Raw genomic sequence first — 20,787 nt, 5'->3', positions numbered from 1 at the left:
CCTTTAACCTTTTCCCAAGCGAGGCGTTTCACTTTGCGCCTCAGCACTTTGATCTAATGATGGTTACAGCCACCTTGCTTTTGGTGGTGTTCATGATTATGATGACCGTGAGCGCATCCTTGTAAATCTTGACTCATGAGGTTTTCGCTCATTTGTTGGAAGGATTCATCTACAGGTTTTAAGCCAATCCAAGCATCGAGCTTTTCTACATCAAAGCCGACTTCGCGCCGATCGCCTACTTCTATTAATGGACGACGAATTAATAAAGGCTCTTTCAACATTAACAATAAAGCGGTTTCTGCATCGATATTTTCTGGCACTATCTCACCAGATTTTACCTTTGGAGCAGAACGATTAAACCATTCGGCTACGGGGCGATCGCCAAAAAATGAGCGCAAACGTTCCACTGTCCAAGGTTCTGTTAACAGGCTGTATGCTACCACTTCATGTCCCGCAGCTGTTAATAATACTTTTTGTCTAGTACCATTTTTACAGCCTGGTTTTTCATAGAAAATGACTCTTGCCATTCAACTGTCTCCTAATAAAATAATTACTAATTCGTAATTCGTAATTCGTAATTAAAGAGGTGGACAGCAAATTGATTTATCTATATAAAGATAAACTTTCTTTGCAATCATTATTTGAGAGCAAGCACCTGAAGTCGTGGGTTAATAATTACGAATTACGAGTTATCAATTACGAATTATTTGGACTGTTGCTAAAACTTTTTAGCACTCTGTTTAATTGGGTCAAACTCGAATCTTTCTTTGGGATCAGTTTCCCCATAAACGTTAAAAGTTACAGTTGGTTCGTCACCTACTGCTTCTACACTATGAATTGCCCCAGGAGTGAAACTAATAATATCTCCAGGAGAGAGAATTATTTCACCCGTGGGTTCAATTTTGTCTTCAGATTTGGGGCTGCGATCGCGTCGCCAAAAAGTGTTTTTTTCCTGACCTTTTAACACCGCTACTACTCCCCAAGTCCCATGATTATGAATTGTAGATAGGGTTCCTGGTACAAAGGTAACTGTTTGCACCGTCAGCGGAAAACCCAATTCATCGTATAGGAGTAAAACAGAGGTTCCCGTTTTGGCAGAAGGTTCTAAATATTGACTTCTTACCCAGTAGGAATTCACAATCAAGCGTCTTACTAGCATTCGGATTTCTGGGAGTCGAGTAGATTCATCATCTACATCATTGAGAACATCTTCCACTTCAGTGAGAAACCGATAAAGACGATAATTCTCTCTTAATAAATCCCATGCTCTGACAGATTTACAAGCTTGATACTGACCGTCTTCAGTTACTAGCCAATCCCTACCTTTCATAGATTTTAAATTGTCAGTTGTGAAGATTGCGGCAAGAGAAATACTGGTGCAGGATAAAGAATGCCAGGATTTTCTTTGGGAATGCTTATAGGAGATAGGGGAATAGTAGCAGGAAGAGGGTTACTAGGAAGAGTAGATGATGCGGATAGGGGATGGTAGAAATTATTCATGATTGATGATTGATGACTGATGACTGATGTACGGGCGCACAGCTGTGTGCCCCTACGTTGACTTATTCGTCTTCTTCTGCTGGACGTGTCAAAATATCCAGGAGAATACCTGAACCAAAATCATTCTTGTTGTCAATATTTTTGACTCTAGTACTTATTTCCTTTGCTTGCTCTAGTTTTCCTAACTTTGCTAAGACCAATCCAGAAGCAGCATAAGCATTTAAGTACAATCTGATTTTGGGTTCTTCTCGGCGATTAACTAATATTGGCTCAAGTTGCAGCCAATTATCTGGAAATTGCTCTTCTTCTTTAATTTTATCTAAAACTTTGCCTGCTGTTTGTAGCGCAAGTAAATAATTATTTTTATAGTAGAAAAATCTATATGCTGCTACCAAAACCTCAGTATTTCCTTCAGCTTGTTCTAAAGCTTGTTGAATATACTTTTCTGATTCTGAAGTGTTTTCCCAAGTTTGTGCTGCTAATATCAATAATTTTTTGATATCTTCTGGCACATCAAACCATGAAAATCGATTGGTATCAACTTGCATAAAGTTTTGGGGGAGTAGGGAATGGGGGAGCGGAGAGTAGGGAGTAGGGAGTAGGGAGTAGGAAAGAATTTTTATAGTACCCAATTCCCAATTCCCAATCCCCAATTCCCAATCCCTAATTCCCTAAAACAAAGTGAGAATGTACACTAAGGTGAACAGAACAATCCAAATGATGTCTACGAAGTGCCAGTAAATTTCTGCCATTTCGATGCCGGTGTGTTTGGTAGCAGAATAGTGACCGGGACGGCGCGATCGCTGCAATACTCCTAAAATCAATAACAGTCCCACAAAAACGTGCAAACCGTGGAACCCTGTCATGATATAAAAGCAGTTGGCGAAGACGTTGGTTGTTAAACCATATCCCAAGGTCATGTATTCATAAGCCTGACCAAGCAAGAAAATTGCACCCATAATGGCAGTGATAATATACCACCGTTGCATTCCCTTGACATCATTCTTCTTAATCGCCTTATCACCAAAGTGAATGACAAAACTGCTAGACACCAGAATGATGGTGTTAATTGTGGGTAATAATAGTTCTACTTCAGTTCCTTCCGGAGGCCAAACTTCGCTGCTACCTCTAAAGAACAAATAAGTAGCAAAAAATCCTCCAAACATTAACGATTCAGAGACGAGGAATGTCAACAGACCCCAGACTCGCAAATCTTGATGGTGTTCTTCGTGATGTTCGCTTGTAGTCGCTATGGTCATATTGTTGACGTTCTGAGTAAATATCCAACAAGGGTGAAGCGTTCGATAAGGGCGGGCAACATGCCCACCCCACAAGACTTATCTTTTGCGTCTTTGCGCCTTTGCGCCTTTGCGTGAGCTTTTCACCCCACAAATCAGCAATGCCAATTTACTTCTAAAACTAACGAACCACAAAGTACACAAAGTACACAAAGGAATAAGAGTTAAGAGAGTTTTTACGTAAGTCCTGATTTCCTAACTAAGCACTAACTTCTGGTGTCGCTGTTGGCTGTACTTCAGTACTGTGACCGTAGTCGTAAGGGCCATGAGTCACAACAGGTAACACTTCCCAGTTCTCAATGATTGGTGGTGAACTGGTTGTCCATTCTAATGTCAAAGCTTGCCAAGGATTATCACCCGCTAAGGTTCCTTTGCTCCAACTGTAGATGATGTTGATGGTGAAAGGAATTACCGATAGCCCCAAGATCATCGCACCAACGGTACAAATTTGATTGAGGTCGATAAATTGGGGGTCATACATGGCAACGCGTCGGGGCATTCCTTGCAAACCCAACTCGTGCATGGGTAGGAAGGTGAGGTTGGTGCCGATGAAGGTAAGGGCAAAGTGAATCTGACCCCAAGTTTCATTCAGCTTGCGTCCGGTCATTTTGGGGAACCAGTGATAGATACCGGCGTAGATACCAAACACGGAACCGCCAAATAAGACGTAGTGGAAGTGTGCCACTACATAATAGGTGTCGTGGACATGCACATCAAAGGGGGCTGTTCCCATGGTGACACCGCTTAAGCCGCCCATGACAAACATAGACAACAAGCCAATGGCAAACAGCATGGCGGTTGTGAACCGAATTTTACCACCCCACAAAGTCGCAACCCAACCGAAAATCTTTACACCAGTGGGAACGGCAACAATGAGGGTAGAGATAGTGAAGAACATCCGCATCCAGCCAGGGGTGCCGCTGGTAAACATGTGGTGTACCCAGACGAACAAACCCACAACACAGATGGCTAAACTCGAATAAGCGATCGCTTTATAACCGAAAATCGGTTTGCGTGCATGAACTGGAATCACCTCCGACATGATGCCGAAGATGGGTAGAATCATCAAATATACTGCTGGGTGAGAATAGAACCAGAACAAGTGTTGGTAGATAACGACGTTACCACCTGCATCTGGTTTAAAGAAGGAAGTGCCAAAGTTGAGGTCAAACAATAGCAGGATTAAACCTGCTGCTAACACAGGTGTGGATAGCAGCGCCAAAACTGAAGTTGCGAGGATTGCCCAACAAAATAAAGGCAACTGATCCCATTTCATGCTAGGAACTTTCATCATCAAAATGGTGATCACAAAGTTGAGTGAACCCAAAATTGATGAAGTTCCCACCAAAACGATCGCTAATATCCACATAGTTTGAGCAATTGGCGCTGTCACCAAACTCAAAGGTGGGTAAGCTGTCCAACCTGATTGCGAACCGCCGAAGATGAAACTAGCTAATAGCAAAGCACCAGCTGGCGGGTTTAACCAAAAAGCGATCGCGTTCAGTTTCGGGAAAGCCATATCCCTAGCACCGACCATTAACGGTACTAGAAAATTGCCAAATCCCCCGATGGCACTGGGAACGATCCATAAGAAAATCATGATCGTTCCGTGATTAGTCATGAAAGCGTTGTACAGATTGGGGTCTAGCAAATCTGCCTCTGGCGTTGCTAGTTCGGCACGGATAGCGATCGCCATCAGTCCACCAATCAGATAAAATACAAACGCTGTCACTAGGTATTGAATACCAATTACCTTGTGGTCAATATTAAACGTGAAGTAGTCGTACCATTTCCACGCTTGCGGATGGGAACTATGGGCAACCACCTGAATTTCGGGTTTCTTTTTTTCTGGTGGTGTATTTGGTGGAAATTCTACCTGTGTCATATTTTTGTCGGTTGTTGGTTGTCAGTTGTCAGTTGTCAGTTGCATTAACTATTGACCATTGACTATTGACTCTTGACTAATGACTTGAGAGTTGCTGCATCAATTCCCATGTTGTGGGTGTGGGGTGCAAGAAACTCTGATGGTGATAAGTCGGCTGGATTTGCCCTTCGGGTTCGCGAGTTCTCCATCGCCGGAAACCGCCAAGACGGAGACTCGCTCACTGCAACAGCTTGATGTAAATCTTGCTTTTGGGCAATTTGGTTTTCTGTCAACCAGCTATCAAACTCTTCTGGTGTGTGGACTACTACTTGTGTCCGCATTGAACCGTGATAACCACCGCACAATTCTGCACAAACTACGGGATATGTACCTGGTCTAGTGGCGACAAATCGTAGCTGGGTGGGGATACCGGGAAGCGCATCTTGTTTGAGCCGGAAATTTGGCACCCAAAATGAGTGAATTACATCTTGTGCTGAAAGATTCAGTTGCACGTCAGCACCCACGGGGATGTGCAATTCACCAGAACTAATGCCAGTTTCAGGATAGTTAAATAGCCAAGCGTACTGTATCCCTTGGACATTGACAACTAAATCGGCTGGTTTATCTAGGGTTTTGGGAGACGCACCAATACCAATTTCAGGGGCTGCTGTCGGTTCTGAGGTATTATTCAAAGTAGCTGCGATCGCTGTTCCTGGCATTTGGGCAACATGAGCCACAGAATGAGGATGACTTCCTGGCTCAAACCCTCCCATGCGATTAAAAACATCTACGCTGTAAATGCCCAAACCGAGGACAATTAGTGATGGAATTGCCGTCCAAAAAATCTCTAAAGGCACATTTCCTTCTACTCGCACACCATCGGTATCATCTCCCCGACGACGACGATACTTAATCAAAAAAATCAGAATGGTGCCTTCTACAACCAGAAACAGAGCAATGGCAATGGTAAACATGATATTAAAAAATCCGTCTACCAAAGGCGCTTGTTGCGATGCTTGTATCGGCAGTAGACTGTGGTTATGACCAATCCAAATACTGATAGCTGTAACTACTATTCCAGCTACCAGAGTCCATAGTGAAACAGGAATTTGTTCCATAAATCCTACCTGCTCAGTAAGCCATCGTTAAAGGTATTAGGTATTGGGTACTAGGTACTGGGTATTGGGTATTAGGAATAAAAATGCTCTTTAGTTAACTAAATACTTTCCTAGTCCCCAGTTCCCAGTCACCAGTCCCCAGTCCCCATTTCCCATTCCCTTTATTTCACTTATTATTTTTCTATCTCACACCTATAAAAAATGGGGGATTTTTCCAGATTTTTTTCACATCCTTCCCCCAAAAATTAATATTATCTTTTAACTTCTTCCCTATTTCCTACTTACCACTCCCCACTTCCTATTTTCAAGAGGACACCGTTAGTCCTAATATTTTTCAGTCCAGATTAGTAGCAAGTATAAATTTGTTAATAACTAACAATTTGCGATTTACGCTTTTGTTTACTGTGAACTTTGTGTAGCGTTCCGAAAACTATCTTTTATACCAATTCTCCAAAATTCGGTAACAGATTCAATCTGAATTGCGAATTGGTATTATTCCCCTCTAATTACCTTGCTTGACGTATTCACGCTTTTTTCTAACAGTGCCCCCTTGTAACAACAACAACTTTGAGAAATTGCCAAAAGACTTAATTGTTCAATGCAGCATGGGTGTAGCAGTTTTTCGGACAAATCCGCGCACAGGCTTCACAACCAATACAATTTTCTGGAGTCGCCACTGTCATGACTTTCCGTTCAATTTCTTCGTCGTCTTCATCCTCTACAAATTCGCCTTCTTCATTGAGTGCTTTCAAATTCAGCACATTATAACCACATACTTTAATACATCTGCCACAACCGATACATTTGTCTTTGTCAATTTCTTGGGCAAATTTAGGTGTCCAAGTCTTACCACCATATGTCAATCCTGTTAGTGTTGCCATGAATAGCTCCTCGGCGATTTTGCCTAATTATTGTTGGTGCTTTAATCATCATCCTAGCCTAATCTGATTGTCTTGTTTTGTTGTTAAATAACTAATTTATCACTCATCAAAATTTGATGACTTTTTCAAAAAAAGTGTTATTTTTAATATTAAATCTGTTAAATGCAAGTTTTTCCCAATAATTGTTTAGCAATCTTTATGAGTTAAATGCTTATTTAACAGGCGTGAGATTTTGCACAGTTTAATAACCTTATATAAATAAACGTGAGTTCGACAAGCACTATTTTGACCTCTCCCCCGGCCCCTCTCCTACGAGGATAGGGGAGTAAAACCGTGATTTTTTCGTTTCTCCTCCCTCTCCTTACGGAGACGCTTCGCGTAGCTTGCTTCTCCGAAGGAGTACGCCTTTTAGGAGAAGGAGGCCGGGAGGGAGAGGTTCATCGAACTCACGTTAATTAACCATATTATACTGAATAACTCGTCAATCTAAGTGTCGGATAATACAAATTATTTGTTTTTACCACTAGCAATAGCATTTATATAAATAATGAAATTAATTTTCATGTTTTAAGTGCATAAAAAATGCCATTAAAACAGTATTTAGATATACAAGTCATGGGTTTATCTATTAAATTGCCAAATTTTTAGCATAATTATATGAGGCAATAATACTCAATTTATCTATAATTATTTTGTTTTTGTAATTTCCAATAATGTATGAGTAATGTTTTGACGTTGCTACGAATCATCAACCTGAGTTAACTTATCAAATAAATGTAACGTTTATAGCAGAATATTCATTTATACTAAATATTAAAATTATTAATAAATCAGCTAAATGTCACGTTACATAGACACAAACATACGCCAAAAAGCTTTAGGGTAATATTTTTAAGTCAAATAAAAAAAGTTCGTAAGCTAAGTATTTATTGAAATCTTAAGAAAGAATCCTAAGCTCATTGTGAACAAACTTATCTAAATCTTTATGAAATGTATAGTTAATAAAGAAGTAATTAGGCTCGGTTTAAAAGCCTGAAATAGCTTCCAATTGGATGCGAAGTCTGAATACGGATGTGAGTAATTATTACAGCTAGAAAAAATTATTCTCGCTGTAATAATTTGGTAGCGAGTGATGAATTAAAGAGGACACATCCAGGGGAAACCTGAGCCAGACATCTCAACGATTAAATTGGGAAAAGAGCCATTATGCCTTATACAATTCCTAACAACAGTTGCGTTGGATGTGACAACTGCCGTCCCCAATGTCCTACGGGTGCAATCCAACTAGAGAATGATGAATACTGGATCGATCCTTGTCTTTGTAATAACTGCGAGGGCTATTATTCTGAACCGCAATGTGTAATTGCTTGTCCTACTAATTCTCCCATGCCGTGGCAGGCGAAAAAGGGGAGATGTAAAGTTGAACCGAGAGACGCTACCAGCCCGGATTTATTTTCTAATGGGAAGAATAACCCATTTGCAAGTGCAATAGTGATTTGGGAAGCTTGCAACGTATTAGCACAGCGCACATCTTTAAATTGGGAAATCGATGAACAAGGTTATTTATGTTACAGCCGACAAGTCAAGCAAGGTAGGGGTGCGATCGCTTTTCACATCCAAGATCCATTGAAAGTGAGCGATCGCGTCAGTGATTTAGCAGCAATTGAGCAACTTGACATTAGAGCCGCTTGTATGCATTTGATATTTGCCGCCCATGCGACAGCTTCAGATCAACCTTGGGAACAAGAGTTTTCCATTGATGAACGGCAAATTGAAAAATATTTAGGCTTGGAGAAACGCAAAGACCTGAGCAAAAATGCCAAACTAGCTCTAATGAAAAACATTGTACAGCAAGTTTGCTCACTCATTGTTTCCATTGAATGGCCGCAACAAGGACGAGTCAACGGCTTCTCAGTAAAAAATAGCCGCCTGTGGCACTTGGTAGATATTCAGCACCACTTTCAAGAAGATGATTTGGGGTGTAAATATTTAGTTGGGCTAACTTTTAAAGTCAAAGCAGGCATGTGGGCCCAGTATTTCCTCAATAAACAAGCATGTAAAGAGCGAACAGCATTTTATCAATATGGTAATCTACCTAAGACACTGTTAACTACAGTGATGAGTATTTGGCAGCAACATGAAGGAGCAGTTAGACTCATGCTGTGGTTGCTGTTTAAAACCAAAATGGGTAAAGAACAACGCATCACTGTTCCTACCTTACTACGCATCGCTTACGGAGAAGAAAAAGTCAACGTTGCTTGTAGACAACGGGAAGAACGTAAACGTTTACTGCGAACATTTGAAAACGACTTAGAAGTTCTCAATCATCATGGCATCAAACCAATTTTTGACCCAGTAACTTACCCAATAGAAATACAACCTTTGTGGGCAAAGTTAATGGGAATTCCTGAAGATCCCGATGAAGCATTGGAATTTTGGATTAATGACGGTGGTGGCGAAATTCGTTTGACAGATACAGGCCCTCGTGGTAAGTGGAATCTACTGATGAATGCGCGGATTTTATCCTTTGAACTCCCGCCAGAATGGGAACAACAAAACTCTGACTCACCCAAAAAGCAGCGACGGACTGTTAAAACCAGAAGAAAGATTAAAACTACAGGTGATTTGCTTGGCGAACAGATTTTGCAAGCGCGAAAAAGTTTAAAACTTTCGCAGCGGGAATTGGCAAAGTTAACAGGTAAAAGCCAAAGCTGGATTCGAGATGTAGAAAACGGCCGCTTAAAAGCTAAGTCAGAAGACCAAGTACTGTTACGCAAAGTGTTAAATATTGCGTAAAAGGGACTGGGGACGGTAGGGTGTTGGGGGTAGGGTGTGGGGTGTAGGGAAAAATCAAGAAAAGTGAATATGAGTGCGGACACAAATAAATTTCTTTGTCACTACACCCAATCAGCCACCCCTACCCCCAGTCTTGATGAGGGTTTCAGTACTTCCCGTAAAAAGTCAGCTAAATGTAGATCGAGCCATTGTAATTTTTAATCCTAAATCTGAGCCAAAGCGATCGCTCAATTAAAGTTAAGCTAATAGAGAAAAGAAGCTGCATAAATACGGTCTTAACTACAGCTTCAATGTTGGTAACGAAAACCGTAACAGAAATAAAGACAAGCGCGACGTAAATAACTACAGCTTCAACTTTCTTTACAAAACCGCAACGTTAATAAGATGAAATGGTGGGCGATAACAAGTAAACAAGTGCGATCGCTATTCCATCAATTTTACCGATAACTAACTACACTTGCTCTGTGTCCTACCACTTTTGGCGCATCAACCCATAACTTCATCTGTTCATAACGTATAGTGAAAATTGGCTGACCTAAACCTAGACCAGAGAAGGGACTTTCAGCAGGTATTTCTAACTGAGAACCAATCAAACCCAACATAGATTCACATGCAGAAGGAAATATCACCAAATCAGAATTCTTTGCACTAAAACTAGATACACTTAACCTTTGTCGCCACGCCAAGCTTTGCTCATTGTAATTAAGGCTACACAACTTTTGATTTCCCTGACGGACAGTAATACGCTTTCCTTCTTCCCAACTAAATTGCGCTAGTTCCTTGGGTAATCCCCAAATTTCTCGACCACCAGCCACAGAATCAGGATGATCCACATATATGTGGGAAACCCAAGTGCCTATCTTACCTCGATAACTAACCACAGCAGGAGCAACAATTAACTCACTGTACTCCAGCACGGAACCTGACCCGTAATAGGATAAATAAACACTAGCAAGAGTTTTACCTGGCCATACCGGAAAAATTTTTAACTCAGCAGGGATCAGAGGGCGCGATCGCTCTATATTTACCAAATGCAGAGTTTGAATACCGTATCCTTGAAGCGTCCAAGGTGCTGATGGGTAAGGCATAACAAAAATTGAACTGGGCCCTAGGGACTGGGGACTGGGGATTCAAACCGCGCCCAAACCTTTGGTGAACATCGCGCATCATACCCAATACCTAGTCTTCATCATTTCAAATTATAAGTTTTTCACCCCAATTGCACCTGTCGTTGGGGATAACCAAGGGTGATTTATGCGCGATCGCACATCGAATTTAAAAAATCCGAAAAACGTCAACTGCAATTTGTAGCCCAGTGTATTCAGACATCCGACTACAATCATGAAAAGCTTAAATCAAAGACAAATGAAGTCCTGTTGGGCAATCTTAGCCACAGCAACAGCTTCTATATTAACTGCAACAGTGGGGATACCTTCATCTGCTCTCGCTTCTGGACTAGTTTTTGCCTGTAGTGCTAAAGACGTAATTGTTGAAGTTTCCCGTCTAGATAATAAGAAGCTTCGTTATGAAGCCTACAACATTCCTACTAATCATCAACGTCCCGATCTTGCAATCAATGGGGGTACAGTAGAACGTAAGCCCAATGGCGATACATTGTACAGGTTTAGAAACAAAAATTACCTTTATGTTGCTATTAAGGATAACGCTTATGGCAGAGTCCTAGTATACAAAAACAATAAACTGATTGCTACAAAGTATTGTGGAGATGTTTAAGCAGGAGGTAGGAGGGAAAAGCCTTGTGATGAGTGGGTTTTTCTGATTGATATTTTATTGAAAGTGGCGGGAAACTCCAGGAGCGCAAGTGGCGTGGGGAGGGATAGTTAGTTGCCCCGTCGCTTGTGGCAAGTGGGCATAAAACATTGGTAGCTTCTTCCCCATGCCCAATTCCTAATGCCCAAAACATCCCTTTGTGGGTGGAGTTTTTCATATTTAATTATGTCCAGCGACTTAATAGTAATTTGTAATTCGTGAGGAGTTACCGACAAAAGCGCCACTTCTTCCACTTGGGGAAACTCCAAGTAGAGGAAGTGGCTTTGCTTTGGGTTGTTATACCAATTCGTAATTCGTAATTCGTAATTCGTAATTGTACAGACGATTCGCCGAATCGTCTGTACTCAAATATGGTCTGGGTTTTGGGGTTTGGATGTGTTGCTGGATTTTAGAGAATTGGTATTAGTGCAGCTTTAACGTGAGTTCGACAAGTACTGTTTTAACCTCTCCCCCGGCCCCTCTCCTACAAGGAGAGGGGAGTAAAACCGTGATTTTTTCGTTTCTCCTCCCTCTCCTAAAAGGCGAGGGAGGTCGGGAGGGATAGGTCATCGAACTCACGTCAGCTTTAGGAGTGAAATGACAGATGAGGGAACCACTGCAAACATAGAGCTTTGCTCGACTTGAGCAAGTGGCGTCTTGGAAAAGAATACTAATGCCCAATACCCCATACCCAATGCTATGTTCCTCTGACCACCAAAGTAAGAAAAGTAAGAAAAGTAGGAAAAGTTATCTAAATTATAAAAAAAACCGTAATCTTACTGAAGAAAGCTTGCTTGATCAAGTCAGGGAATGTATTTTAAGATGTATCGTTAACAAAAGCGCTAACAAAAAAAATACCAGCATAATGGAAAAGCGTTGCTCTAGTGAATTGTTACCAGATAACAAGGGTACTCCCATATTTGGCGTCGTTGACGGTAGGGATAGCTCCAGAGACAAAAAGTCAAAGGTTTCCTCAGTGAAATTAGGTAGCGAGATGAAACAAGCAAAAACCACGCGTAAACGGGGCGTTTTGTTGACTTCTGTGGGACTGAAGCGCTTACAGAGGGCAATTCGGGCGGTGGAGATTAAGCAGAACAACGGCGCTCGCTTCAGCTTAGATGAGTTAAGCGATCGCATCAAAGTATCCACAAAAACTTTGAATCGGTTATGGTATTCGAGTACAACCGTGGATCGGCGAACACTCACACTGTGCTTTAAGGCTTTTGGTCTGGAATTATGTGAGCAAGACTATAGCATGGAGCCTGAACTAGAAGAGAATGAAACCACTGAAGCATTCTATTCAAGTTTGGACTTGGACGATAAACCAATATATCCTTTGACATCAATAGTTAAAGGCTCTTTTATTAAGTTACAGCCTCAGAACTTGGAATTTTCTTGCTCATACCCAGATGGCCCTGTTCCCCTCAATTCTTGCCTTTATATCAAACGCTCACCCATTGAAGAACTTGTCTATCAAGAAATAACTCAACCCGGTTCTGTAGTTCGCATTCATGCTCCCAGAGAAATGGGTAAAAGTTCTCTGGTGCTGCGGGTGTTAGCTTTTGCTCACCGACAGGAATATTACACGATCAAATTAGATTGCCACCAAATCGATGCTTTCTGTCTGAGTAATTTAGACCAATTTTTCCGTAGTTTTTGCTGGCGACTAGCCACAGAATTAGGCATTGATCCTCAACTAGATACCCACTGGGATGAAGAAATTGGTAGCAAGTTAAGCTGTAGTTTCTACTTGAAAAACTACTTGCTCAAACAAATCCAACGTCCAATAGTGCTTGTGTTGGAGCGAATTGACCGCCTTTTTGAATATCCCAAAATTGCTCAAGAGTTTTTTCCTTTGTTGCGATCCTGGCACGAGGAAGCACATCAGGATAGTAATTGGCAGAAACTCAGACTAGTGATTGTTTATTCCACAGAAGTCCATGTTTCTTTAGACATCAACCGCTCTCCGTTCAACATTGGATTACCATTGCGCCTGAGCGAGTTCAGTTACGAACAGGTAGAAGAATTAGCTCGTCGGCATGGACTAGAATGGAACTCTCGTAAAGAGGCTAGTCAATTGATGTCTCTTGTGGGTGGACATCCAGCGCTGATTCGGATTGCTCTGTATTATCTAGCCTGTCAAGGGATGACCCTAGAACAACTCTTACAGGAAGCGATCGCTAACGGTGGAATCTATAGACAGCATCTATGGCGATACTGGACACAACTCCAAGAAAACCTCAGTTTGTTGGAGGCATATACTCAGGTTGTCACAGCAAACCAGAGTATTTATCTTGATCCCATTGAAGTCTATAAGCTCGACAGCCTGGGATTGATAGCCTATGAAGGCGATCGCATCAAACCACGGTGCGAACTCTACCGCGTTTATTTTGCAAAACAATTAAGTAGGAGGCAGGATGCAAAACGCAGAAGAAAGGAGGAAAAAGCCTTCTGATGAGCAGGTTTTTCTAGTCTTCATCTGACATTTAACTATGTCCACCTACTTATCAATTAAATAGCCATTAATCAATAGAAGTTTGAAACCTCTCTCATCTGCTTTTTTACTCCCCTATAGTCTGTTTCTTTACTGAGCGCTATATTAGCTATGCTCAAATATGCTGGAAATTAATTCCTCTGTTTTTTCTCTCATAGAAATTAATTTCCTTAATTTGTCATTCAAACTAGCCTCTATCCAGAGTTTTTTTGAAGCTCTATTTTCAGAACGCTACTTCTGAAAATTACAATCTTCATTTCTGGATATTGGTTATTTTTTATTGATTTTCACAGATGCATATACTCTATCAAAAGATATATATAAAAAGCAATACCTAATCAGATATCTAATCAGAAAAAATTCTAAAAAAATCAGACAGTTAAGACAGTTAAGACAGTTAAGCTCATCAGCTTGGTTGATCTGATATCTTGCACTTTGCCTAAACGACTGCAAGTCACAGACCATTTGTCCTCAATCAAGGAAACCCTGACGGGAGCAACTGTTGAAAGCAACGGACTATCCCCTAAACAAACTCTTTACGCCCAGGGGCACTAATATAAAATTAAGGATTTTGCAGCCTGATTCGGCAGACTTTTTTCTTGTGCAAGATGAACCGCAAGTTTAATCGCCAACTGCAATCTAGAGACATTATATTTAAAAAATATGGTTAAACTCAACCGCAAAAAATTAAAATTTGTATGATTTTTCTTAAATTTACAATTGTTTATATAATCTATTTTTTAATTTTTTTTTAAAGGAAAAATAATTAAATATTACCGAAAAATAATATTTATATGCCAAAATATAACTTGGAAAAATTCCGCCATTTTTAATCAGACATTTTCATATGAGATATCAAGTTGGCGGCAGCCTTGGAGGTGATGATCCTAACTACGTCGTCCGTCAAGCAGACGAACAACTTTATGCTGGACTAAAAGCTGGGAATTTTTGTTACGTATTAAACAGCCGCCAAATGGGCAAGTCATCCCTACTACAGCGAACAAGGCATCGCCTAGAAAAAGAAGGTTACGCCTGTGTTTACTTAGATATGACGCGATTGGGCAGTGAGTCAACTACACCTGTGCAATGGTACAAGGGTATCATTGTGAGTTTGTTTTACGAGTTCAATTTAGAAGAGCGAGTCAACTTTAAACAATGGTGGGAGCAACAAGCAGAACTCGCTCCTGTACAACGACTGCATCAATTCGTGGAACAGGTATTGCTCAAAGAAGTAGAGAGCGATCGCATATTTATCTTTATTGATGAGATAGATAGCTTACTGAGTTTAAACTTTCCCGTCAACGACTTTTTTGCCTGGATTCGTCATTGCTATAACCAGCAAGCATACAACCCAGATTTCAACCGTCTGGGTTTTGCACTATTTGGCGTAGTCAGTCCATCTGATTTAATCGCAGATAAACGTCGCACACCTTTTAATATAGGGCAAGCCATTGAATTATATGGCTTTCAACTCCATGAAGCCACACCCTTGCTCAAAGGCATAAAGCAAATAATCAGCCAACCAACAGTAGTCTTGCAAGAAATTATTCGCTGGACAGGAGGACAACCGTTTCTCACACAGAAACTCTGCCAGTTAGTTGTGCGGGTTGCGCTAGAAAGTTCTACGGAAATGATTACCATACCCCCTGGTGCTGAGGGGTTTTGGGTAGAGCAATTAATCAAGTCCCGCATTATCCAACATTGGGAATCTCAAGATGAACCCGAACACCTCCGCACCATCAGAGATCGCCTACTTTTCCACGAACACCGAGCCGGACGCTTGCTAGGACTTTATCAACAAATACTGCAAGCACAGTCAAATCAAACATCTGGTGTACCTACTGATGATAGTCGAGAACAGACAGAACTATTGTTATCTGGTTTAGTCGAGAAACATAACGGCTATCTCAAAATTAAAAATCCCATCTATGAGAGTGTTTTCAATGCTGAATGGGTAATCAGGCAGTTAGATAATCTCCGCCCTTACTCGCAAACATTCAATGCATGGGTAGCATCAGGCTATCAAGACGAATCGCGTCTATTGCGGGGAAAGGCTCTTAAAGATACTCAAAACTGGGCACAGGGCAAAAGTCTCAGCAATTTGGATTATCAATTTTTAGCCGCTTGTCAAGAATGCGAACAGCGCCAAGTACAAACGGCATTAGAGGCAGCACGGGCACTAGAAATAGAAGCACGACTAGCACAAGAAAAACAAACTGCTAAATTCCAAAGATTTCTCTTAATTGCAGTATGTATCGGATTGCTCGTTTCTACAACGTTGGGCATAGGGGCTTTCATTCTCTACCGCCAAGCCAACAAAAGCGAAAGTCAAGCCAAAAGCAGCGAAATAAAAGCGCTGGTATCTTCATCAGAGGGATTGTTGACCTCAAATCGCAGATTAGATGCCCTCATTGAAGCAATTAAAGCCAAACATAAACTGCAAAAACTACGTAAACCAGACACCAATATTCAGCATCAGGTGGAGAATGTCCTACAGCAAGCAGTTTATGGAGCAGATGAGTACAATCGTTTTTCTGGTCATACAGCAGCCGTTTTGGCAGTAGATGTCAGTCCTGACAGTTCTTTAATTGCCTCAGCAAGTATGGATCAAACAATCAAGCTGTGGCGGGGTGATGGTACAGAGGTTGCAACTCTCAAAGGTCATCAAGGAGCAGTCAGGGCAGTCCATTTTAGCCCTGACGGTCAAATACTCGCCTCAGCAAGTGAAGATGGCACAATTAAACTCTGGAGGCGAGATGGCACTCTGCTCAATACCTTTAAAGGTCACACTGCTTCGGTGTGGGGAGTCGCCTTTAGTCCCGATGGTCAATTCCTTGCCTCTGCCAGTGGGGATGAAACGGTGAAAATCTGGAAGCGAGACGGTACTTTACTCAACACGTTTCCAAGTTATAGCAAGGGATTTTGGGGAGTAGCCTTTAGTCCTGATGGTCAAATCGTTGCTGCTACAAATTTAGACAAAACAGTAAAACTCTGGAAACGAGACACTTCAGGCTGGCAAAACGCCAAGTTACTACAAACTCTCAAAGGTCACAGCGCTTGGGTTATGGGAGTAGCTTTCAGTCCTGACGGTCAGATGATTGCTTCATCGAGTGAAGACACAACCGTCAAACTTTGGCAGCGAGACAGCACAGGTAAATACAGCCAGTATAAAACTCTTAAAGGTCACAGCGCCGGGATTCAAGGAGTCACCTTTAGTCCCGATGGTCAAACTATTGCCTCGGCGAGTCAGGACAAAACGATAAAAATTTGGCACATTGATGGTACAGAACAGAGGACGCTTAAAGGACATACTGCATCTGTTTGGGGAGTGAGTTGGAGCAAAGACAGCAGTTTTATTGCTTCGGCAGGTGCAGAAAACGTTGTCAGACTCTGGCAAAGTCAAAACCCATTTCAAAAGTCAATCGTTGCCCATAAAGCGGGGATTTGGTCAATCGCTATCACCGACCAAAGTTCCACCATCGCCACAGCCAGCCACGAAAACACCGCTAAACTTTGGAATCGCCAAGGCAAATTGCTCAAAACTTTGACTGGTGGGGGCACAGTCTTCGAGGTTTCATTCAGTAAAGATGGCAAGTTAATTGCTCTTGCCAGCTACGATGATACGGTAAAAATTAGGCGACGAGACGGCACCAATGTTGCCAGTTACAAAGATGCTTACGGCAAAATCACAGCAGCTGCATTGAGTCCAGACGGTCAAACGATCGCGATCGCCAATGTTGACAAAATCGTTCAGATATGGAAGCGTAGCCAACCTGCACCCCAGATTCTCAAAGGACATACAGCCCAAGTCTGGCAAGTGGCATTTAGTCCAGATGGTCGGCTCGTTGCCTCAGCCAGTGGTGATGGTACCGTTAAGCTGTGGACGCTTGAAGGAAAATTGTTGAGAACTCTTGTAGGACACTCGGCGACAGTGTGGAGAGTTGCCTTTAGCCAAGACAGTAAAATGGTGGCTTCTGGAAGTGCCGACAACACCGTTAAGCTGTGGACAGTTGAAGGGAAGTTGCTGAAAACACTCACTGGTCATACAGCTGGCATTTGGGGAGTGGCATTTAGTCCCGATGGCAAAATAGTTGCTTCTGGCAGCATGGATACTACTATCAAACTTTGGAAACTGGATGGTACAGAACTAACCACCCTTAGAGGACATACCGCAGCCATCAGGAAAATTGCCATTAGCCGCGACGGCACTTTACTAGTTTCAGGAGGTGATGACAACACATTGATTATATGGAATTTGCAGCGAATTCTTCACCTAGATGCACTCACTTATGGTTGCACTCTTGTCCAAGATTATTTGAAAACCAATGCAGCATTAGAAAAAAGCGATCGCTCAATTTGTAAGGAAAAGGGAATGGGGAGCGCATGGGGAATCGGGAATGGTGCATGGGGCATGGGGGAGCCACTGCGGTCTTGGGCTTTGCCCCTTCGGGTGACGCTCGTTCCTCGCTACCGCTGCGCTAACGCTACCGCTTCGCTAACGGGAGTTTGCCAGACGCTCGTTCGCCTTTGGCGTCTCCCCTTGGGAGAAGACTCGCTACCGCTGCGCTAACGACGCAAGGCGGAGCCACTGCGGTCTTGGGATCTCCCCAAGTGGAGCATGTGGCGTCCAAGACGGCAACTCCCTCACCAAGTGGAGCATGTGGCGTCATGGGGCATAGGGAGAAGAATTTCTCCTTCATCTCCCTCATCCCCCGCCTAGTCCCACAATCCGCAGATAAGCGCTACACTGAAGAAAATTTTTGAGGAAGCGTTGATGGCACGGTCAAACGGGGTGAAAACTGAAACTTCTGCACAAGAATTGCCTACGGCTTCAGATATTGAAGAAACAGCAACAATCAAAGATGGATCTGAACCCGTGGAAGATGCCCAGGATATTGACGACATCTTGAACTCACTTAAAACTTTACTGAGTTCTGTAGAAAAACTCCAAAAAGTCCGGCAAGAAGTCGGCGACATCAAACCTTTAATCGGGCGGATGCTTGATGGGGAACTGGCTAGTGGTGAAGACCTTGAGCAACTCAAGTCAGGCGTGAGTGGTCTTTCTCGTCTTGTTCGTGCTTATAGTGACCATCAAGCAGCCTTGACTAAAGCACAACCTGCTAGAAAGCTGCTAGATCAAATGCTCAAATAAGGTAAAACTAATTGAAACTTTCTGCGAAATTCTTGAAAAAGGTATCATCATACTACCAATTTTCTAAAACAGTAGGGGCGGGTTAAGAGACTATTTATAAAGTAAATCTTAAGTAGGGTGTGTTATGGCGGAACGCCTAACGCACCGTATTGGCGTGGTGGTGCGTTAGGCGCTTTGATAATTTTTCCTCGCAATCATATTGAAAATATGCGCCTAACACACCCTACAGGAATTTTATTTGTACTTTACAAATAACCTCTAATGAACATTATCACTTGATTAGTGTGATATATTTGTGAACCCGCCCCCAATACGGTTCGGTTAAAGGGGAAAGGGGAAAGGGAAAAGGGGAAGAAAAATTTTTAACCCAAGCCCAGTAACCTTTTCCCCAAACCCTATTATGAGTTTAAAATGCTTATCCGAACCGTATTGAACCCGCCCCTACTAAATTTATTGTGGCCTCATGTTTCAAAGTTGCCACCTTGAGGTTTTGATAGTGCCTTTAGTTCTTCCCAACTGTAATGAGGGGGTAGTTCAATTGGTTTGTGATCGGCTCCTAATCCCAATCCAACTGTCGGCTGGAGTTCTTCAACGAACTCTTCAGTGTAAACAGCCAGTTCATTGGCTGCAACTCCACCAGCAATAGCTCCTGCAACTCCACCAATTACACCACCAACTTTACCACCAATCGAGCGACCTAGTGCGGCTCCAGCAATTCCACCTCCGGCTACTCCCAATCCTGTCACTATAGGATGAGCATTTGGGGTGGTTTGATTTTCATTTTCTAAGTTAGAAGTAGAGTGTTCTTCGTTGTTCATTTGTCTCTCCTTGAATTAGATTCTTAAGTATTTGCATAGATCAACATAAAACTACTTCTGGCTCAGGTATACCAGAAGCCACAGAGCAAACCGTTCTAGTCCAACCAACAGGGCAGTGATGCCTACAGCCAGACCAAACATAACTAAGTTGTTTTCATTGCCAGCTTTTAAGGCAAAGCTTAAGGATGTGGCAACGGCTGGAGGATGCATTACATCTAACAGGATCATCAGCACGATTGTGATGATCATTGCAGTTGCTCCAGATAGATAACCCGAACCTAACAGCATGTATGTTACAAAACCGATACCAGCTGCCATCATTTGGGAAATAACTAGAGTTCGCACCGTATTTGTACCGTGCTGGGGATCGAGATAAATTAGAAAGGCACTAGAAGCCAGGGACGCAAACAACAAACGCTGACGGGTTAATACCTCCACTAGGGCAAACACGGACAATATGACTAATGTCGGAGCAGTAGCTAATGCCAACTCACCTTTCCAATTGAGGCGGTTGCGGAGCGATCGCTCTACACCTTTCAAAGGCTTTAAGCTGGAACGATGGCCTTTCATCGTATACTCCTATCAAGTTCCGGCTCTGGCAAACGGCGTTGTTCTCCCTGCTGAATCTCGCGCTCTAAGAAATAATTCAGCAAGGTTCGCAGCAGCACGATCGCTCCTAAATTTAAAATATCCTGGCGAGTTGGTGCTACTGCTGTCCGTAAAATATCACTGGCGACAGTAAATTCCAACCCCAATGCTAGAACTCGCCCTAATTGCAGACGAACTCCTTCTGTAGCATCAAAATGTTGTTTAGAGCGAGAGAACAACAACCGCAAATAGGCTGCAATACCTCGGATCACTGCTCCGCCAATTACAACTGCTGCGGCAATTTCTGTCCCTGCTGCTAAATAACCAACAATCACTTTCAGCCATGTCTCTAAAGGAGTAGTTTCTTTAGCCTCCCCTGTGCCTTCTATATTCAAACTCAACAGCAGAACTAACCCTAAAATCAGTGCAAGGGGCAATAGCAAATTAATCAATGAATCCCGTGATGCCTGTGGTTTCATAGCTTTTTACTTTAATCGTTCAGCTATGC

Annotated in this window: 17 protein-coding genes; 5 read left to right on the top strand and 12 right to left on the bottom strand. The window is 42.3% G+C overall.

The window, feature by feature from the left end; all coding sequences use genetic code 11:
- Nucleotides 1-53: 53 nt before the first annotated feature.
- The 8 genes from I8748_RS25130 to fdxB form a co-directional block, all read right to left on the bottom strand.
- Nucleotides 54-527, bottom strand: a complete 474-nt coding sequence (locus I8748_RS25130) for an ArsC/Spx/MgsR family protein (protein WP_096553594.1) — start codon at nucleotides 525-527, stop codon at nucleotides 54-56.
- A 191-nt stretch (nucleotides 528-718) separates the two neighbouring features.
- On the bottom strand, nucleotides 719-1,330 hold the full coding sequence (locus tag I8748_RS25125) for a cysteine dioxygenase family protein (protein WP_198127251.1): 612 nt from the start codon (nucleotides 1,328-1,330) through the stop codon (nucleotides 719-721).
- Nucleotides 1,331-1,335: 5 nt separating this feature from the next.
- A complete protein-coding gene (locus I8748_RS25120; protein ID WP_198127250.1) occupies nucleotides 1,336-1,500 on the bottom strand; it encodes a hypothetical protein in 165 nt (54 codons plus the stop codon).
- Nucleotides 1,501-1,562: 62 nt separating this feature from the next.
- Nucleotides 1,563-2,048, bottom strand: coding sequence for a hypothetical protein (locus I8748_RS25115; RefSeq protein WP_198127249.1), 486 nt, complete (start codon nucleotides 2,046-2,048; stop codon nucleotides 1,563-1,565).
- Nucleotides 2,049-2,171: 123 nt separating this feature from the next.
- Nucleotides 2,172-2,759 carry a cytochrome c oxidase subunit 3 gene (locus I8748_RS25110; RefSeq protein ID WP_198127248.1) on the bottom strand — a complete coding sequence of 196 codons (588 nt, stop codon included), beginning with the start codon at nucleotides 2,757-2,759 and terminating at the stop codon, nucleotides 2,172-2,174.
- Between the two features lie 238 nt (nucleotides 2,760-2,997).
- Nucleotides 2,998-4,683 (bottom strand): cytochrome c oxidase subunit I, encoded by a 1,686-nt coding sequence (gene ctaD / locus I8748_RS25105; RefSeq protein WP_198127247.1) that lies wholly within the window; start codon nucleotides 4,681-4,683, stop codon nucleotides 2,998-3,000.
- A 62-nt stretch (nucleotides 4,684-4,745) separates the two neighbouring features.
- Nucleotides 4,746-5,780: a cytochrome c oxidase subunit II gene (locus tag I8748_RS25100; RefSeq protein ID WP_198127246.1), complete on the bottom strand. Its 1,035-nt coding sequence runs from the start codon at nucleotides 5,778-5,780 to the stop codon at nucleotides 4,746-4,748.
- A gap of 587 nt (nucleotides 5,781-6,367) precedes the next feature.
- The gene (fdxB, locus tag I8748_RS25095; RefSeq protein WP_198127245.1) at nucleotides 6,368-6,661 is read right to left on the bottom strand and encodes a ferredoxin III, nif-specific; all 294 of its coding nucleotides are present in this window, start codon (nucleotides 6,659-6,661) and stop codon (nucleotides 6,368-6,370) included.
- Between the two features lie 1,206 nt (nucleotides 6,662-7,867).
- On the opposite strand from fdxB, the gene I8748_RS25090 reads away from it, so the two are divergent.
- A complete protein-coding gene (locus tag I8748_RS25090; RefSeq protein WP_198127244.1) occupies nucleotides 7,868-9,457 on the top strand; it encodes a helix-turn-helix domain-containing protein in 1,590 nt (529 codons plus the stop codon).
- 437 nt (nucleotides 9,458-9,894) lie between these two features.
- Here I8748_RS25090 and I8748_RS25085 read toward each other — a convergent pair whose 3' ends face one another.
- Nucleotides 9,895-10,545 carry an acetoacetate decarboxylase family protein gene (locus tag I8748_RS25085; RefSeq protein ID WP_198127243.1) on the bottom strand — a complete coding sequence of 217 codons (651 nt, stop codon included), beginning with the start codon at nucleotides 10,543-10,545 and terminating at the stop codon, nucleotides 9,895-9,897.
- Nucleotides 10,546-10,822: 277 nt separating this feature from the next.
- Here I8748_RS25085 and I8748_RS25080 point away from each other — a divergent pair, with 277 nt between their 5' ends.
- From I8748_RS25080 to I8748_RS25065, 4 genes are all read left to right on the top strand, one after another.
- Nucleotides 10,823-11,191, top strand: a complete 369-nt coding sequence (locus I8748_RS25080; protein WP_225896543.1) for a hypothetical protein — start codon at nucleotides 10,823-10,825, stop codon at nucleotides 11,189-11,191.
- Nucleotides 11,192-12,092: 901 nt separating this feature from the next.
- Entirely contained in the window at nucleotides 12,093-13,682 is a 1,590-nt protein-coding gene (locus tag I8748_RS25075) for an AAA-like domain-containing protein (protein ID WP_318781262.1), read from the top strand.
- 886 nt (nucleotides 13,683-14,568) lie between these two features.
- Nucleotides 14,569-18,291 (top strand): WD40 domain-containing protein, encoded by a 3,723-nt coding sequence (locus I8748_RS25070; protein WP_198127241.1) that lies wholly within the window; start codon nucleotides 14,569-14,571, stop codon nucleotides 18,289-18,291.
- A 204-nt stretch (nucleotides 18,292-18,495) separates the two neighbouring features.
- Nucleotides 18,496-18,873: a hypothetical protein gene (locus I8748_RS25065; RefSeq protein WP_198127240.1), complete on the top strand. Its 378-nt coding sequence runs from the start codon at nucleotides 18,496-18,498 to the stop codon at nucleotides 18,871-18,873.
- A gap of 461 nt (nucleotides 18,874-19,334) precedes the next feature.
- Here I8748_RS25065 and I8748_RS25060 read toward each other — a convergent pair whose 3' ends face one another.
- From I8748_RS25060 to I8748_RS25050, 3 genes are read right to left on the bottom strand one after another with little or no spacing between them, the layout of a single operon-like run.
- Entirely contained in the window at nucleotides 19,335-19,691 is a 357-nt protein-coding gene (locus I8748_RS25060) for a colicin V family bacteriocin (RefSeq protein WP_198127239.1), read from the bottom strand.
- A gap of 51 nt (nucleotides 19,692-19,742) precedes the next feature.
- A complete protein-coding gene (locus tag I8748_RS25055; RefSeq protein WP_198127238.1) occupies nucleotides 19,743-20,261 on the bottom strand; it encodes an HPP family protein in 519 nt (172 codons plus the stop codon).
- Entirely contained in the window at nucleotides 20,258-20,758 is a 501-nt protein-coding gene (locus tag I8748_RS25050) for a DUF1622 domain-containing protein (RefSeq protein ID WP_198127237.1), read from the bottom strand. The genes I8748_RS25055 and I8748_RS25050 overlap by 4 nt, the downstream gene beginning before the upstream one ends.
- Nucleotides 20,759-20,787: the final 29 nt, after the last annotated feature.

The sequence above is a fragment of the Amazonocrinis nigriterrae CENA67 genome, assembly GCF_016056305.1.
Classification (GTDB): Bacteria; Cyanobacteriota; Cyanobacteriia; order Cyanobacteriales; family Nostocaceae; genus Amazonocrinis; species Amazonocrinis nigriterrae.
This window is presented reverse-complemented; position numbering and strand designations above follow the sequence as displayed.

Excerpts from the sequence above, each read along its gene's own strand:
- I8748_RS25130 (WP_096553594.1), bottom strand. The coding sequence starts at position 527 with ATGGCAAGAGTCATTTTCTATGAAAAACCAGGCTGTAAAAATGGTACT.
- I8748_RS25125 (WP_198127251.1), bottom strand. The coding sequence starts at position 1,330 with ATGAAAGGTAGGGATTGGCTAGTAACTGAAGACGGTCAGTATCAAGCT.
- I8748_RS25120 (WP_198127250.1), bottom strand. The coding sequence starts at position 1,500 with ATGAATAATTTCTACCATCCCCTATCCGCATCATCTACTCTTCCTAGT.
- I8748_RS25115 (WP_198127249.1), bottom strand. The coding sequence starts at position 2,048 with ATGCAAGTTGATACCAATCGATTTTCATGGTTTGATGTGCCAGAAGAT.
- I8748_RS25110 (WP_198127248.1), bottom strand. The coding sequence starts at position 2,759 with ATGACCATAGCGACTACAAGCGAACATCACGAAGAACACCATCAAGAT.
- ctaD (WP_198127247.1), bottom strand. The coding sequence starts at position 4,683 with ATGACACAGGTAGAATTTCCACCAAATACACCACCAGAAAAAAAGAAA.
- I8748_RS25100 (WP_198127246.1), bottom strand. The coding sequence starts at position 5,780 with ATGGAACAAATTCCTGTTTCACTATGGACTCTGGTAGCTGGAATAGTA.
- fdxB (WP_198127245.1), bottom strand. The coding sequence starts at position 6,661 with ATGGCAACACTAACAGGATTGACATATGGTGGTAAGACTTGGACACCT.
- I8748_RS25090 (WP_198127244.1), top strand. The coding sequence starts at position 7,868 with ATGCCTTATACAATTCCTAACAACAGTTGCGTTGGATGTGACAACTGC.
- I8748_RS25085 (WP_198127243.1), bottom strand. The coding sequence starts at position 10,545 with ATGCCTTACCCATCAGCACCTTGGACGCTTCAAGGATACGGTATTCAA.
- I8748_RS25080 (WP_225896543.1), top strand. The coding sequence starts at position 10,823 with ATGAAGTCCTGTTGGGCAATCTTAGCCACAGCAACAGCTTCTATATTA.
- I8748_RS25075 (WP_318781262.1), top strand. The coding sequence starts at position 12,093 with ATGGAAAAGCGTTGCTCTAGTGAATTGTTACCAGATAACAAGGGTACT.
- I8748_RS25070 (WP_198127241.1), top strand. The coding sequence starts at position 14,569 with ATGAGATATCAAGTTGGCGGCAGCCTTGGAGGTGATGATCCTAACTAC.
- I8748_RS25065 (WP_198127240.1), top strand. The coding sequence starts at position 18,496 with ATGGCACGGTCAAACGGGGTGAAAACTGAAACTTCTGCACAAGAATTG.
- I8748_RS25060 (WP_198127239.1), bottom strand. The coding sequence starts at position 19,691 with ATGAACAACGAAGAACACTCTACTTCTAACTTAGAAAATGAAAATCAA.
- I8748_RS25055 (WP_198127238.1), bottom strand. The coding sequence starts at position 20,261 with ATGAAAGGCCATCGTTCCAGCTTAAAGCCTTTGAAAGGTGTAGAGCGA.
- I8748_RS25050 (WP_198127237.1), bottom strand. The coding sequence starts at position 20,758 with ATGAAACCACAGGCATCACGGGATTCATTGATTAATTTGCTATTGCCC.